This window comes from Streptomyces sp. NPDC090022, assembly GCF_044748145.1.
In the GTDB taxonomy this organism is placed as follows: domain Bacteria; phylum Actinomycetota; class Actinomycetes; order Streptomycetales; family Streptomycetaceae; genus Streptomyces.
This window is the reverse complement of the sequence record NZ_JBIVFN010000019.1, coordinates 18,478-32,486: the sequence shown is the minus strand read 5'-3', so window position 1 is coordinate 32,486 and position 14,009 is coordinate 18,478. Positions and strand designations below refer to the sequence as shown.

At 73.8% G+C, this 14,009-nt stretch carries 10 protein-coding genes; 5 read left to right on the top strand and 5 right to left on the bottom strand.

Features of this window, described 5'->3' with window-relative positions; all coding sequences use genetic code 11:
* Window positions 1-106: 106 nt before the first annotated feature.
* From ACIPXB_RS27230 to ACIPXB_RS27215, 4 genes are all read left to right on the top strand, one after another.
* Window positions 107-1,972 (top strand): amidohydrolase, encoded by a 1,866-nt coding sequence (locus ACIPXB_RS27230; RefSeq protein WP_401454031.1) that lies wholly within the window; start codon window positions 107-109, stop codon window positions 1,970-1,972.
* A 195-nt stretch (window positions 1,973-2,167) separates the two neighbouring features.
* Entirely contained in the window at window positions 2,168-3,697 is a 1,530-nt protein-coding gene (locus ACIPXB_RS27225) for a helix-turn-helix domain-containing protein (RefSeq protein WP_401454030.1), read from the top strand.
* Between the two features lie 239 nt (window positions 3,698-3,936).
* Window positions 3,937-4,566, top strand: coding sequence for an excalibur calcium-binding domain-containing protein (locus ACIPXB_RS27220; protein ID WP_401454028.1), 630 nt, complete (start codon window positions 3,937-3,939; stop codon window positions 4,564-4,566).
* Window positions 4,567-4,681: 115 nt separating this feature from the next.
* On the top strand, window positions 4,682-6,058 hold the full coding sequence (locus ACIPXB_RS27215; RefSeq protein ID WP_401454027.1) for a cytochrome P450: 1,377 nt from the start codon (window positions 4,682-4,684) through the stop codon (window positions 6,056-6,058).
* Between the two features lie 16 nt (window positions 6,059-6,074).
* On the opposite strand, the gene ACIPXB_RS27210 is transcribed toward ACIPXB_RS27215, so the two are convergent.
* Window positions 6,075-7,622 (bottom strand): MFS transporter, encoded by a 1,548-nt coding sequence (locus ACIPXB_RS27210; protein ID WP_401454026.1) that lies wholly within the window; start codon window positions 7,620-7,622, stop codon window positions 6,075-6,077.
* An 85-nt stretch (window positions 7,623-7,707) separates the two neighbouring features.
* Here ACIPXB_RS27210 and ACIPXB_RS27205 point away from each other — a divergent pair, with 85 nt between their 5' ends.
* Window positions 7,708-9,774, top strand: a complete 2,067-nt coding sequence (locus ACIPXB_RS27205) for a prolyl oligopeptidase family serine peptidase (protein WP_401454025.1) — start codon at window positions 7,708-7,710, stop codon at window positions 9,772-9,774.
* 106 nt (window positions 9,775-9,880) lie between these two features.
* Here ACIPXB_RS27205 and ACIPXB_RS27200 read toward each other — a convergent pair whose 3' ends face one another.
* The 4 genes from ACIPXB_RS27200 to ACIPXB_RS27185 are packed head-to-tail and all read right to left on the bottom strand — an operon-like array spanning window position 9,881 to window position 14,008.
* Window positions 9,881-10,927, bottom strand: coding sequence for an ABC transporter ATP-binding protein (locus tag ACIPXB_RS27200; RefSeq protein WP_401454024.1), 1,047 nt, complete (start codon window positions 10,925-10,927; stop codon window positions 9,881-9,883).
* Complete coding sequence (locus ACIPXB_RS27195) at window positions 10,924-12,024, bottom strand: ABC transporter ATP-binding protein (RefSeq protein WP_401454023.1); 1,101 nt, start codon at window positions 12,022-12,024, stop codon at window positions 10,924-10,926. The genes ACIPXB_RS27200 and ACIPXB_RS27195 overlap by 4 nt, the downstream gene beginning before the upstream one ends.
* On the bottom strand, window positions 12,024-13,010 hold the full coding sequence (locus ACIPXB_RS27190; RefSeq protein ID WP_401454022.1) for an ABC transporter permease: 987 nt from the start codon (window positions 13,008-13,010) through the stop codon (window positions 12,024-12,026). The genes ACIPXB_RS27195 and ACIPXB_RS27190 overlap by 1 nt, the downstream gene beginning before the upstream one ends.
* On the bottom strand, window positions 13,007-14,008 hold the full coding sequence (locus ACIPXB_RS27185) for an ABC transporter permease (RefSeq protein ID WP_401454021.1): 1,002 nt from the start codon (window positions 14,006-14,008) through the stop codon (window positions 13,007-13,009). The genes ACIPXB_RS27190 and ACIPXB_RS27185 overlap by 4 nt, the downstream gene beginning before the upstream one ends.
* Window position 14,009: the final 1 nt, after the last annotated feature.

Sequence of the window (14,009 nt, the reverse complement as noted above, 5' to 3'; positions counted from 1 at the left end):
CGGGCCCGCCGGGTCCGCAGGGTCCGCAGGGCCCGCCGGATCCGCAGGGCCCGCCGGATCCGCAGGGCCCGCCGGATCCGCCCGGGCCTCGCTGTCGCGGCGCGGCGTGCTCGTCGCGGCCGGGGCCGCCGGTACGGCCGGGCTGCTGGCCACCGCCGGCGCCGGTACGGCGGCCGCGGCGGGCGGCCGCACCGGCGCGGCGCTGGTGTTCCACAACGCCCGGGTGTTCACGGGCACCTCCGGCGGCGCCCCCGTGACGGCCGTGGCCGTGGGCCGGGACGGCCGGATCCTGGCGACCGGGCGGGATGCCGACGTACGCCGGCTGGCCGGCCGCGACACCGAGGTGGTCGACGCGCGCGGGAACACGGTGATGAGCGGCATCCACGACGGCCACGCGCACCCGCTGGGCGCGGGCGACCGGTCGCTGCGGCCCTCCCTGGACGGCGCCGAGACCACCCTCGCCCAGCTCACGGAGATCCTCACCGGCTTCCTCGCCGAGACCGGCGGCGCGGGCGCGGAGCCGGACACGTGGCTGGTGGTGGAGGACTGGAACCCGGTCGGGCTGCTGCCCACGGGCACGGTCCCGCACCACACGATGCTCGACGCGCTGCCCACCCGGCGGCCCCTCGTGCTGGTCGGCGGCGACGGCCACAACCTGTGGGCCAACCGGCGCGCCCTGGACATCGCGGGCATCACGGCGGCGACGCCCGACCCGGCCGGCGGCAAGATCGTCAAGGGGGCGGACGGGCAGCCGACGGGGGTCCTCAAGGACGACGCCCAGGAGCTGGTGAAGCGGCACATCCCGGCGCCGACCCGGGACCAGCTGGTCGCCGCGTGCGCCCGGGTGCTGGCCGAGGCGGCCGCCTCCGGGATCACCACCTTCATGGACGCCTGGGCCGGCCGCCACGAACTGGAGCTCTACCGGGCCCTGTCCGCCGCCGGGCAGCTCCCGCAGCGGATCGTCGCGGCCGTGCGCCTGGACGTGGAGCAGACCAAGGACCCGGCGGCCTCGGTGGCGTACGCGCGGGGGCTGGAGCGGGAGTTCCGGGGGGTGTCCGGGCTCCGGCTCGGGATGATCAAGGTGTTCCTGGACGGGGTCATCGAGTACCCGGCGCAGACGGCGGCGCTGCTGGAGCCGTACCTGGACGGCGACGGCAGGCCGACCGGGAACCGCGGCGAGCTGTACACCTCGGCCGCCGACTACGGGAAGCTGACGGCCGCCTTCAACCGGATCGGCTGGCAGATGCACGCGCACGGACTGGGCGACCGGGCGGTACGGACCGCTCTGGACGGATATGCGTACGCGCGCCGTGTGACGGGGCAGCGTGACGCGCGCAACGCGATCGCGCACCTCCAGATCGTCGACCCGGCCGATCTGCGCCGGTTCGCGCAGTTGGGGGTGGCCGCCTGCATGCAGTTGCAGTGGGCGGCCGAGGACACCTGGACGAACGAGGCGCTGCTGCCGTACATCGGGCCGCGCCGGCACCGCTGGATGTACCCGGCGCGCAGCCTGGAGCGGGCGGGCGCCCGGCTGTCGGGCGGCTCCGACTGGCCGGTGGACGCGCTCCAGGTGTGGAACCAGCTGCGGACCGCCGTCGACCGGCAGGGCGCGTACGGCAGGGGCCCGCTGTACCGGGAGCTGGAGGGCCTCGACCGGACCTCCGCCCTGCGGGCGCACACCCTGGGCACCGCGTGGCAGCTGCGCCAGGACGGCCTGACGGGCACCGTCGAGCGGGGCCGGGCGGCGGATCTGGTGCTGCTGGACCGCGATGTGACGCGCTGCCCGGTGGCCGACATCAGCGGTACGCAGGTACGGATGACGCTGGTCGGCGGGCGTGTGGTGCACGACGCCGGGTCGGCGTCCGGCCGGGCCGCCGCGGACCGGGTGGCGCGCGGTGCGGCGTCCCGCCCGGCGGCGTACGGCGCGGTGCACGGCGACCGGCACGCGGCGTGCGGCCACGGCGCGCACTGACGTTCCGAACCCGCACCATTCACCCCGATTCCTCTGATCATCCCCCCATCACCCAGAAGGAGTGCAAATCCCACCATTCTTCCGGGCGGCGGTCATCTCGCCGCGAGGACCGGCCCGGTGGAATCTGACGGTCGGTAACACCCGTCCGCCACGCCCGATGCGAAGGGCATCTCATATCTGAGATACCGTGCACCCATGGCAGACGACTACCTCGTACGCATCGGCAAGCTCATCCGTGACGCCCGGCAGCACCGGGGCTGGACACAGAGTCAGCTTGCCGATGCGCTCGGCACCAGCCAGAGCGCCGTGAACCGGATCGAGCGCGGCAACCAGAACATCAGCCTTGAGATGATCGCCCGGATCGGCGAGGCCCTCGACAGCGAAATCGTCTCTCTGGGCTACTCCGGCCCGATGCACCTGCGCGTCGTCGGCGGGCGCCGGCTGTCCGGTTCGATCGACGTCAAGACGAGCAAGAACGCGTGTGTCGCGCTGCTGTGCGCCTCGCTGCTCAACAAGGGCCGTACGGTGCTGCGCCGGGTGGCGCGCATCGAAGAGGTGTACCGCCTGCTGGAGGTCCTGAACTCCATCGGCGTGCGCACCCGCTGGATCAACGACGGCGTGGACCTGGAGATCGTCCCGCCGGCCGAGCTCGACATGGACGCCATCGACGCGGAGGCGGCCCGCCGTACCCGCAGCATCATCATGTTCCTCGGCCCGCTGCTGCACCGCATGGACCGCTTCCGGCTGCCGTACGCCGGCGGCTGCGACCTCGGCACCCGCACCATCGAGCCGCACATGATCGCGCTGCGCCGGTTCGGCCTGGACATCACCGCGACCGAGGGCATCTACCACGCGCAGGTCGAGACCGGCGTGCACCCCGACCGCCCGATCGTGCTGACCGAGCGCGGGGACACCGTCACCGAGAACGCGCTGCTGGCGGCCGCCCGGCACGACGGCGTCACCGTCATCCGCAACGCCTCCTCCAACTACATGGTCCAGGACCTGTGCTTCTTCCTGGAGGCACTGGGCGTCAAGGTCGAGGGCATCGGCTCCACCACCCTGACCGTGCACGGTGTGCCGACCATCGACGTGGACGTGGACTACTCGCCGTCCGAGGACCCGGTCGAGGCGATGAGCCTGCTGGCCGCGGCGGTCGTCACCGAGTCCGAACTGACCATCCGCCGGGTGCCGATCGAGTTCATGGAGATCGAGCTCGCGGTCCTGGAGGAGATGGGCCTGGACCACGACCGGTCGGCGGAGTACGTCGCCGACAACGGCCGTACCCGCCTGGTCGACCTGACGGTCCGCCCGTCCAAGCTCGAAGCCCCGATCGACAAGATCCACCCGATGCCGTTCCCGGGGCTGAACATCGACAACGTCCCGTTCTTCGCGGCCATCGCGGCCGTGGCCCAGGGCCAGACCCTGATCCACGACTGGGTGTACGACAACCGGGCCATCTACCTGACCGACCTCAACCGGCTCGGCGGGCGCCTGCAGCTCCTGGACCCGCACCGCGTCCTGGTCGAGGGCCCCACCCGCTGGCGCGCGGCGGAGATGATGTGCCCGCCGGCCCTGCGCCCGGCGGTCGTGGTCCTGCTGGCGATGATGGCGGCGGAGGGCACCTCGGTGCTGCGCAACGTCTACGTCATCAACCGCGGTTACGAGGAGCTGGCCGAACGCCTCAACTCGGTCGGCGCCCAGATCGAGACGTTCCGGGACATCTAGGACGTCCCCTCGCGCGCCCGGGGCCCGTACGACAGGCCCCGGGCGCGTCGTACGGAGCCCGGGCCGTCGCCGGACATACCGGAAAAGCCCCACGTCCGCGCCGACGGGCGCATATGCTGCGGCGGTTTCGCGGAGTTCTGGTCCTGGGGGGCTTGATCGTGTTCGGTGTTCTGCGTGTTTTGGGTGGTCCCGGTGGTCCCGGTCGTCCCGGTCGTCCTGGTGCTCGACGAGTCGCCGCGGTGGCCGTGGTGGGGGCCGTGGTGCTGCTCGGGGCCGGCTGTGGGGGCGGCACGGAGAAGGGGTCCGGCACGACGGGCTCGGACAAGGTCGCGGCCGTGCCCAGCGCGCCCACCGCACCGGTGATGCCGCAGGTCGTCGGGCAGGGGTTCACCGACGCCTCGGCGGCCGTGAACAAGCTCGGCGTCGCGGTCACGCTCGAACCGCGCAGCGCGTACGCGGACGTACGGCTCCCCGCGGACCACGCGGCGTGGACCGTGTGCTTCCAGACGCCGGCGGCGGGGACCGAGGTCACGCCCGGCGGCCGGGTCGAGCTGTCGCTGACGGCGCCCGGGACGCCGTGTCCCGAACAGGCCGGGGCCACCCTGAAGCCCGGCAAGGGTCCGAGCACACCGCCACCGGCGAAGGCACCGTCGGGCGCCGCCTCGAAGGCCCCGTCGAAGGCGCCCGCGCCGGCGCCCTCCACCAAGGTGCCGGACGCGCCGAAGACGACGGGCGGGGGCGGCGGCAGCGTCTCCTACAGGAACTGCGCCGAGGCCAAGGCGGCCGGCGCGGCACCCATCCGGCGCGGTCAGCCCGGCTACGGCAAGCACCTCGACCGCGACAACGACGGGATCGCCTGCGACAAGTAGCCACCGTCGGATTTCAGCCGGACGGGTGACCGCACGCTCGCCCGGTCCGGCCCGGCGGGGGCAGAATCTACGCGGCGGAGCAGTGGTGCGGCAGCGGGTCGAGGGGGCGGCGGGCATGGCAGTGGATACGACGATCGGTACGGAGGTCCCCGGCCCGGCCGGAACACCGCTGCTCGGGTCGCTGCTCGACCTCCGCAGCGACTCCCTCGGCACGTTCCTGCGCGCCCAGCAGGCGCACGGGGACGTCGTACGGATCACCGCGGGGCCGCCCGGGCTGCGCGCGCAGATGTACTGCGTCTTCTCCCCGGAGGGTGCCCAGCAGGTGCTGGCGTCGGAATCGGCCAACTTCCGCAAGGACAACGTCTTCTACCAGGAGGTCCGCGACTCCTTCGGCAACGGCCTGCTGACCAGCCAGGACGAGGACTACCTGCGCCAGCGGCGGCTGGTGCAGCCGCTGTTCACCCGCAGGCGGGTGGACGGGTACGCCGGCGCGGTCGCGGCCGAGACGGCGGCCTCGATCGGCGGCTGGCACGACGGCGCGGTGGTCGACGTGTCCGACGAGATGATGCGGCTGGCGCTGCGCGCCGTCGCCCGGATCCTGTTCGGTACGGACGTCGACGAGACGGTGGGGGTCGTCGACCGGTGTTTCCCGGTCATCGCCGAGTACGTGATGCGGCGCGGCTACTCCCCCGCCAACTTCCCCCGCCACTGGCCGACTCCGGGCAACCGGCGGGCCGCCGCGGCGATGGACGAGCTGTACGGGGTGTGCGACCGGATCGTCGCCGAGCGGCAGGCGGCGGGCGAGGCGGGCGAGGGCGGCCAGGACCTGCTGACGCTGCTCGCCGCCGCGCGCAGCGACGGCGACGCCGGCTTCGACGCCACCGAACTGCGCGACCAGGTCCTCGTCTTCCTGCTCGCCGGCCATGAGACGACGGCCACCTCGCTGGCGTTCGCCCTGCACCTGCTGGCCCGCCACCCCGAGCAGCAGGCCCGGGCGCACGAGGAGGTCGACCGGGTGCTGGGCGGCCGTCCGCCGCAGGCGGCCGACCTGGACCGGCTGCCGTACCTGACGCGGGTACTGAAGGAGGCGATGCGGCTGTACCCGGCCGCGCCGGTCATCGGGCGGCGGGCGGTCGCCGCCACCGAGATCGGCGGGTACACCGTGCCGGCCGGGGCGGACGTGATCGTGTCCCCGTGGGTGACCCACCGCCACCCGCAGCACTGGCCCGACCCGGACCGCTTCGACCCCGACCGCTTCACCCCGGAACAGGAGGCGGGCCGCCCGCGCTATGCCTGGTTCCCGTTCGGCGGCGGCCCGCGCGCGTGCATCGGCCAGCACTTCTCGATGCTGGAGTCGGTGATCGCCCTGGCGATGATCCTGGACCGCTACGCGTTCGACGCCGTCGACCCGGAGGTCCCGGTCACGACCGGCATCACCCTGCGCCCCACGGGCCCGGCCCGCTGCCGCCTGCGCGCACGCCCGCGCCCCTGATCCGCGGACGGGGCCCTCACACCCCGACCGCCGTGTGGTTGCCCTTCAGGCGTTCGATGTCGGAGGAGCGGACCTGGATCACGAACAGGGCGATCAGGGCGGCGGCCAGCGTGAAGCAGGAGCCCATGACGAAGGCCGCCGAGACGCCGGAGGCCAGGACCTGGTCGCCCCAGGGGTCGGGGAGCCGGCCGGTGCGGGCGAAGAGGAGCTTCTGCGCCGGGCCGGCCTCGGCGAGGAAGGCCGGCACCTGCTCCTTCGCCTCGTCGCGGCTGGCCGTACCGAAGACCGTGACCAGGATGGACAGCCCCAGCGAGCCGCCCACCTGCTGCGTGGTGTTCAGCAGGCCCGAGGCCGCACCCGACTCACGGTCGGCGACGCCGGAGAGGGCCATCAGGGTCAGGGACACGAACTGCATGCCCATGCCGCAGCTGAACACCAGCATCGGGCCCAGGATGCTGCCCAGGTACGTGGAGTGGACGTCGATCCGCGTCAGCCAGGCCAGGCCCCCCGCCGCGCACAGCGCGCCGGCCACCATGAACGGTTTGGGGCCGAACCTCGGCAGCATCCGCGAGGTGAAATTCGCCGTGACCGCGACGACCACGCTGACCGGCAGGAAGGCCACGCCCGCCCGGAACGGGCTGAAGCCGAGGACGTTCTGCACGAACAGCGTCAGGAAGAAGAACATGCCGAAGATCGAGCAGGCGAAGAAGAGCATGATGCCGTACGTCCCGGCACGGTTACGGTCGGCGATCAAGTGCAGCGGGGTGATCGGCTGCCGCGAGCGCCGCTCGACCAGGGCGAACGCGGCGAGCAGCACGACCGCCGCGCCGAACGAGGCCAGGGTGACAGGGTCGCGCCAGCCGTCCTGGGCCGCGCGGATGAACCCGTAGACCAGCGTGACCATGCCGAGCGTGCAGGTCAGGGCGCCGGCGAGGTCGAAGTGTCCGGGGTGGCGCGCGGACTCCGTGATCACGCGCGGGGTGGCCAGCGCGATCAGCGCGGCGATCGGGACGTTCACGAAGAGAACCCAGCGCCAGTCGAGCCATTCGACGAGGATGCCGCCGGCCAGCAGCCCGATGGCGCCGCCGCCCGCCGAGACGGCCGCGAACACGCCGAACGCCCGGTTGCGGTCCGGCCCTTCACGGAAGTTGGTGCTGATCAGCGCGAGCCCGGTCGGGGAAGCGATCGCGCCGCCGGCGCCCTGGAGGGCGCGGGCGGCCATCAGCTGGCCGGAGTTCTGCGCGAGGCCGCCGAGCAGCGAGGCCAGCCCGAAGAGCAGCACGCCGAAGACGAAGACCCGGCGCCGACCGAGGATGTCGCCGGCGCGGCCGCCGAGGAGGAGCAGCCCGCCGAAGGTGAGGGTGTAGGCGTTGACCACCCAGGACAGGCTCTCGGTGGAGAAGCCCAGGGCTGTCTGGATGTGCGGCAGCGCGATGTTCACGATGGTGACGTCGAGGACCACCATGAGCTGGCACGAGGCGATGACGAACAGCGCGAGGCCGCGCCGGGGCGGCCCGGCCGTACCGGCGCTCCCGTGCCGGGTCGGCCGGGGGCTTTGATCCACTCTTACGACGCTATGCCCGGCCCCTACGGGTCACCACTCGAATGGCCTAGGCGATGTACTATTTCACATGTCACACTACAGAGTCATGGATGACTTCCTTGACCTCTCGGCCCGGACCGCACGCTTCTCCTACGGCTCCCCGCGTGCCTTCGCCTTCGGGGACGGGGCCCGGCTGCTGTACTTCCTGCGCTCCACCGGCCCCACCGACCCCATGGAGAGCCTGTGGGTCCTCGACACCGCCACCGGCGCCGAGCGCCTGCTCGCCGACGCGGCCGAACTGGCCCCCGAACCCGGTGAACTGCCGCTCGCCGAACGCCGGCTGCGCGAGCGCATCCGGCTGGTCGCGGCCGGCATCGGAGCGTACGCCCTCTCCGGCGACGGCCTGCGCGCGGTGTTCGCGCTCCACGGGCGGCTCTACGAGGTCCCGGGCGACGGCGGCGCGGCCCCCAAGGAGCTCCCGGCCGCCGGTCCCGTCGTCGACCCGCGCCCCAACACCGACGGCTCGCGCGTCGCGTACGTCAGCGGGGACGCCCTGTACACGGCCCCCGGCGGCCGGGTCAGCCCGGCCGACGGGGCCCGCTGGGGCCTGGCCGAGTTCGCCGCCGCCGAGGAACTCGACCGCGCCCGCGGCCACTGGTGGTCGCCCGACGGGGTCACCCTGCTCGCCGCCCGGGTCGCCGAGGGCGCCCTGCCGCGCCGTCACTTCGCCGACGCCGCCCACCCCGAGCGGCCCGCCGAGGACTTCGCCTACCCGCAGGCCGGCGGCCCGAACGCCGATGTCCAGCTGTGGGTGCTCGGGCCCGGGGGCCGGCGGGTCCGGCTGGAGTGGGACGCGCAGGCCTTCCCGTACGTCTCGGACGCCGGGTGGGAGTCGAGCGACGAGATCCTGCTGACCGTCCAGGACCGGCTCCAGCAGAACGTGGTCCTGCTCGGCGCCGACCCGGCCACCGGCCGCACCCGCGAACTCTCCCGCACCACCCACCCGCAGTGGGTCGACCCGCTGGTGCCGGGCACCCCCGCCCGGCTGCCCGACGGCCGGATGCTCACCGCCGCCGACCTCCCGGGCGGAGCCGCCCGCGCGCTGGCCGTGGACGGCGTCCCGATCACCGGCGCCGCGGTGCAGGTACGGCGGGTGGCCGGCGTGCACGAGGGGCAGCTGCTGATCGAGGCGGGCCTGCGCGACCCCTCGGAGCAGCAGGTGCTGCTGCTCGACCCGGACTCCGGGGAGCTGACGGCGCTCGCCGACGCCCCCGGCGTGCACACGGTGACGGCGTCCGAGGGAGCGCTGCTGCTGACGGCCGCCGACGCCGGCGGCTTCCGGCGCACCGTACGCACCGCGGACGGCCGCGAGTTCACCCCGCGCGACCTCGCCCAGCCGCTGCCGTACCGGGTGGCGCCGGTGCTGGAACGGGTCACCGAGCACGGGGTGCCCACCGCGGTCGTCTGGCCGCGCGGCCATGTCCCCGGCCGCCGGCTGCCGGTGCTGATGGACTCCTACGGCGGCCCGGGCTTCCAGGACGTCTGCGCCGAGCCGCGCCGCTGGCAGGCCCGCCAGTGGTGGGCGGACCAGGGCTTCGCCGTCGTCACCGTCGACAACCGGGGCACCCCGTACGTCTCCCCCGCCTTCACGCACGCCATGTTCCGCGGCTTCTCCGCGGTGACCCTGGAGGACCAGGTGGCCGCGCTGCGGGCGCTCGGCGCCCGGCACGCCGACCTCGACCTCGGCCGGGTGGGGGTGCGCGGGTGGTCGTACGGCGGCTACCTGGCCGCGATGGCGGTCCTGCGCCGCCCGGACGTCTTCCACGCGGCCGCCGCCGGGGCCGCGCCGACCGACTTCCGCGCCTACGACACCGCCTACACCGAGCGCTACCTGGGCCTGCCGCAGGAGAACCCGGAGGGCTACGAGCGGGACTGCCTGATCGGTGACGCGCCCGCGCTGACCCGGCCGCTGCTGCTGATCACGGGCCTGGCCGACGACAACGTGCACCCCTCGCACACCCTGCGGCTGTCGCAGGCGCTCACCGACGCGGGCCGGCCGCACCAGCTGCTGGCGCTGCCCGGGGTGACGCACATGACGCCCGGTGGCGTGCGGGAGAAGCTGATGTGGCAGGAGCTGGCCTTCTTCCGCCGGGAGCTGAACGTCGGGAGCTGAGCTGAGCTCGGGGAGCTGAGCTGAGCTCGGGGAGCTGAGCGCACGAGCGAAGGGCCCCGCGGACGTCGTCGGCCGCGGGGCCCTTGCTCCTTCCCGGGTTTCCCCGTCAGTCCCCCGGGAAGTGACAGGCCACCTCGCGGCCGGCGCCGGTCCCGGCGATCCGCAGGAGCGGACGTTCGGTCCGGCAGATCTCCTGGGCCTTGGCGCAGCGCGGGTGGAAGGTGCAGCCGGGCGGCGGCGCGGCCGGGCTGGGCGGGTCGCCGAGCAGGGTGATGCGCTCGCGGCGGCGCTCGGCGGCGGGGTCCGGCAGGGGCACGGCGGACAGCAGGGCCCGGGTGTAGGGGTGCTGCGGGTCCTCGTACAGGGACTTCTTGTCGCCGATCTCGACGATCCGCCCGAGGTACATGACCGCCACCCGGTCGCTGACCCGTTTGACGACGGACAGGTCGTGGGCGATGAACACGTAGGCCAGGCCCAGTTCGGTGCGCAGCCGCTCCATGAGGTTGACGATCTGCGCCTGGACGGAGACGTCGAGGGCGGAGACCGGCTCGTCGGCGACGACCAGGCGGGGGCTGGTGGCCAGCGAGCGGGCGATGCCGATGCGCTGGGCCTGGCCGCCGGAGAACTCGTGCGGGTAGCGGTCGATGTGCTCCGGGATCAGCCCGACCAGGTCCATCAGTTCGGCCGCGCGGCGGCGGGCGTCGGCGGCCGTCCAGCCCTGCACCAGCAGCGGGTCGGAGATGATCCGGGCCACGGTCTGGCGGGGGTTGAGCGAGGAGTGCGGGTCCTGGAAGACCATCTGCAGGTGGCGGCGCAGCGGGCGGAGCCGGCCCTGCGGGAGATGGGTGATGTCCTGGCCGTCGAAGGTGATGCTGCCGGCGGTGGGTTCCAGCAGCCGTACCAGCATCCGGCCGGTGGTGGACTTGCCGCAGCCCGACTCGCCCACCAGGCCGAGGGTTTCGCCGGCGGCGAGGTCGAAGGAGACGCCGTCGACGGCGCGCACGGGCGCGCCGCGGCGGCCGGTGGCGCCGCGCCGGCCGGGGAAGGCCATGGTGAGGTCGCGGACGCGCAGCAGGGGCCCGTCGCCGTCCTCCGCGGCGGGGGCGGCCGCGGCCGTGACCCCGGGGGCCTCGGTGGGGTTCGCCGTGGTCATCGGGACACCTCCTGGACGGGGTCCGCGGCGGACCCGGCGGCGGGGCCGGCGCCGGCCGGCGGGTCGTGCGGACCGGCGAAGTGGCAGGCCGCGGTACGGCCGGGCACGGCGGCCGGGGAGGCGGCCGGGGAGGCGGCCGGGCCCGGGTACGGGCGCAGCGCCGGGCGGACGGTGGCGCAGCGGGTGCGGTCCTCGTCCGTACCGGCGGCGGCGCGGGCGCAGCGCGGGGCGAAGGCGCAGCCGGGGGCCGGTTCGCGCAGGGAGGGCGGGGCGCCGGGGATGGCCCGCAGCGGCTGGTCGTCGCTGTCGTCGAGGCGCGGCAGCGAGTCGAGCAGCCCACGGGTGTAGGGGTGTGCGGGGTCGGCGAACAGGTCGTCGACCGCCGCCTGTTCGGCGGCCCGGCCGCCGTACATGACGAGCACCTCGTGGGCGACGCGGGCGACCACGCCCAGATCGTGGGTGATCATCACGACGCCGAGGCCGCGCTCCTGCTGGAGCCGGGCGATCAGTTCCAGGATCTGGGCCTGGACGGTGACGTCCAGGGCGGTGGTCGGCTCGTCCGCGATCAGCAGGTCGGGTTCGCAGGCCAGGGCCATCGCGATCATGGCGCGCTGGCGCATGCCGCCGGAGAACTGGTGGGGGTACTCCCCCGCCCGCCGGGCGGGTTCGGGGATGCCGACCTCGCCCAGCATGTCGATCGCGCGGCGGCGGGCGGCGGCCCGTCCGGCGCGGAAGTGCACCCGGTGGTGCTCGGCGATCTGCTCGCCGACGGTGTAGTAGGGGTGCAGGCTGGAGAGCGGGTCCTGGAAGATCATCGCCATGCGGCGGCCGCGCAGCCGGGAGAGTTCCTTCTCGGCCATCCCGGTCAGTTCCCGCCCGTCCAGGGCGATGGATCCGGTGACCTCGGCGCCGCGGTGCAGGCCCATCACGGCGAGCGAGGTGACGGACTTGCCGGAGCCGGACTCGCCGACGATGCCGAGGGTGCGGCCGGCCTCGACGGTGAAGGAGAGGGAGTCCACGGCACGGACCCGGCCGCGCGGGGTGGTGAAGGTGACCTGGAGGTCGCGCACGTCGAGGAGGGGTGCGGGGTGCGTCATCAGTACCTCACTCTCGGGTCGACGACGGCGTACAGGAGGTCGACCGCGAGGTTGGCGACGACGATGAAGAAGGCGGCGAGCAGTGTGACGCCGAGGACGACGGGCTGGTCGGCGCCGACCAGTGCGCCGTAGAAGAGCCGTCCGACGCCGGGGAGTCCGAAGATGGACTCGGTGATGACGGCTCCGGCGAGCAGGCCGCCGAGGTCCATGCCGAAGATGGTCAGGACCGGGGTCATGCCGGAGCGCAGGCCGTGCTTGATCACGACGGTGCGCTCGGGAAGGCCCTTGGCGCGGGCGGTGCGGATGTACGGCTCCGCCATCGCCTCGATCATCGAACCGCGGCTCTGGCGGGCGTACATGGCGGCGTACAGCAGGGCGAGGGCGGTCCAGGGCAGCAGCAGGTTCGAGGCCCAGGCGGCGGGGTTCTCGGTGAAGGGCTGGTAGGTGGGGTAGGGCAGCAGGCCGGCGACGCGGATGACTCCGTAGATGAGCATCACGGAGGTGAAGTAGACGGGCAGCGACGCGGCCGCGACGGCGCCGACCATCAGGGCCTTGTCGGTGACGGTGTCCTTGCGCAGGGCGGCGGTGACGCCGGCGCCCAGGCCCAGCAGCAGCCAGAGGGCGGCGGCGCCGACGGCCAGGGAGGCGGAGACCGGGAGCCGGTCCATCAGCAGGTCCCAGACGGGCAGGGAGTTCTCGTACGAGTAGCCCAGGCACGGGAAGTCGCAGGTGACGGCGTACGGGCCGGTGCCGAGCGTGCGGCCCGTGAAGATGCCGGTGAGGAAGTCGGCGAACTGCCGCCACAGCGGCTGGTCCAGGCCCAGGTACGCGCGGACGTCGGCGATCCGCTCCGGGGTGCAGGTCTTGCCGCAGGCGGCGGCGGCCGGATCGGCGGGCAGCACGTAGAAGACGAGGAAGGTGACGGCGGCGATCGCGAGCAGCACGCCCGTGAGGGCGAGCAGTCGGCGGACCAGGTAGAGGATCATGTGCGGCCGCCCCGGGGGTCGAGGATGTCGCGCAGGGCGTCACCGAGCAGGGTGAAGGCGAGCACCGCGAGGAAGAGGAAGGTGCTGGGGATGAGGAAGTACATGGGGTCGGTCTCGTAGAAGGCGACGGACTCGGCGATCATCTGGCCCCAGGACGGGGTGGGCGGGCGGACTCCCACGCCGAGGTAGCTCAGCGCCGCCTCGGTGCTGATCATCCCGGGGATGAGCAGGGTCGTGTACGCGATCACGGGGCCGGCGACGCCGGGGAGGATGTCGCGGGTCAGGATCCGCCAGGGGCTCGATCCGCCGACGCGGGCGGCGTCGACGTACTCGCGGTGTTTGAGGGAGAGGGTCTGGCCGCGGACCACGCGGGCGACGCCGGGCCAGCCGAACAGGCCGATGACGGCGGTCATCAGCACGATCCGGTTGACGTCCTTGGCCACCGACATCATCGCGATCATGAAGATCAGCGAGGGGAAGGACATGGTGAGGTCCATCAGGCGGGACAGGACGGCGTCGGTGCGGCCGCCGAAGTAGCCGGCGGCGATCCCGGCGGCGGTGCCGGCGAGGACCACGATGGCGGTGGCGGCGAAGGCGATGAGGAGGGAGACCTGGGCGCCGTGGACGACGCGGGCGAACAGGTCGCGGCCGGTGACGGGTTCGACGCCGAGCCAGTGCTCGGAGCTGATGCCGCCGAGCGGGCCGATCGGCAGGCCGCCGAGGTAGGGGTCGACGGCGCTCTTGTCGAACGTGTCGGGGGACCAGCCGCCGAGTGCGCCCAGCCAGGGGGCGGTGACGGCCATGAGGACGAAGAGGAGGACGACGGCGAGGCTGACGCGGACGGCGGGGCGGCGGCGGAGCTCCCGCCGGGCGAGCTGCCAGGGGCTGCTGCCCGGGGGGAGGCCGGCTGCCCGGCCGTCCGCCGGGCCCTTGGCGGGGTCCGTGGCCGGGTCCCCGCCCGGGGCCGCGGGACCTGCGGCCGGTGCGGTGGCGGTCATG

Coding starts and splice junctions, on each gene's coding strand:
- ACIPXB_RS27205 (WP_401454025.1), top strand. CDS start 7,708: ATGGATGACTTCCTTGACCTCTCGGCCCGGACCGCACGCTTCTCCTAC.
- ACIPXB_RS27185 (WP_401454021.1), bottom strand. CDS start 14,008: ATGACCGCCACCGCACCGGCCGCAGGTCCCGCGGCCCCGGGCGGGGAC.
- ACIPXB_RS27195 (WP_401454023.1), bottom strand. CDS start 12,024: ATGACGCACCCCGCACCCCTCCTCGACGTGCGCGACCTCCAGGTCACC.
- ACIPXB_RS27190 (WP_401454022.1), bottom strand. CDS start 13,010: ATGATCCTCTACCTGGTCCGCCGACTGCTCGCCCTCACGGGCGTGCTG.
- ACIPXB_RS27200 (WP_401454024.1), bottom strand. CDS start 10,927: ATGACCACGGCGAACCCCACCGAGGCCCCCGGGGTCACGGCCGCGGCC.
- ACIPXB_RS27215 (WP_401454027.1), top strand. CDS start 4,682: ATGGCAGTGGATACGACGATCGGTACGGAGGTCCCCGGCCCGGCCGGA.
- ACIPXB_RS27225 (WP_401454030.1), top strand. CDS start 2,168: ATGGCAGACGACTACCTCGTACGCATCGGCAAGCTCATCCGTGACGCC.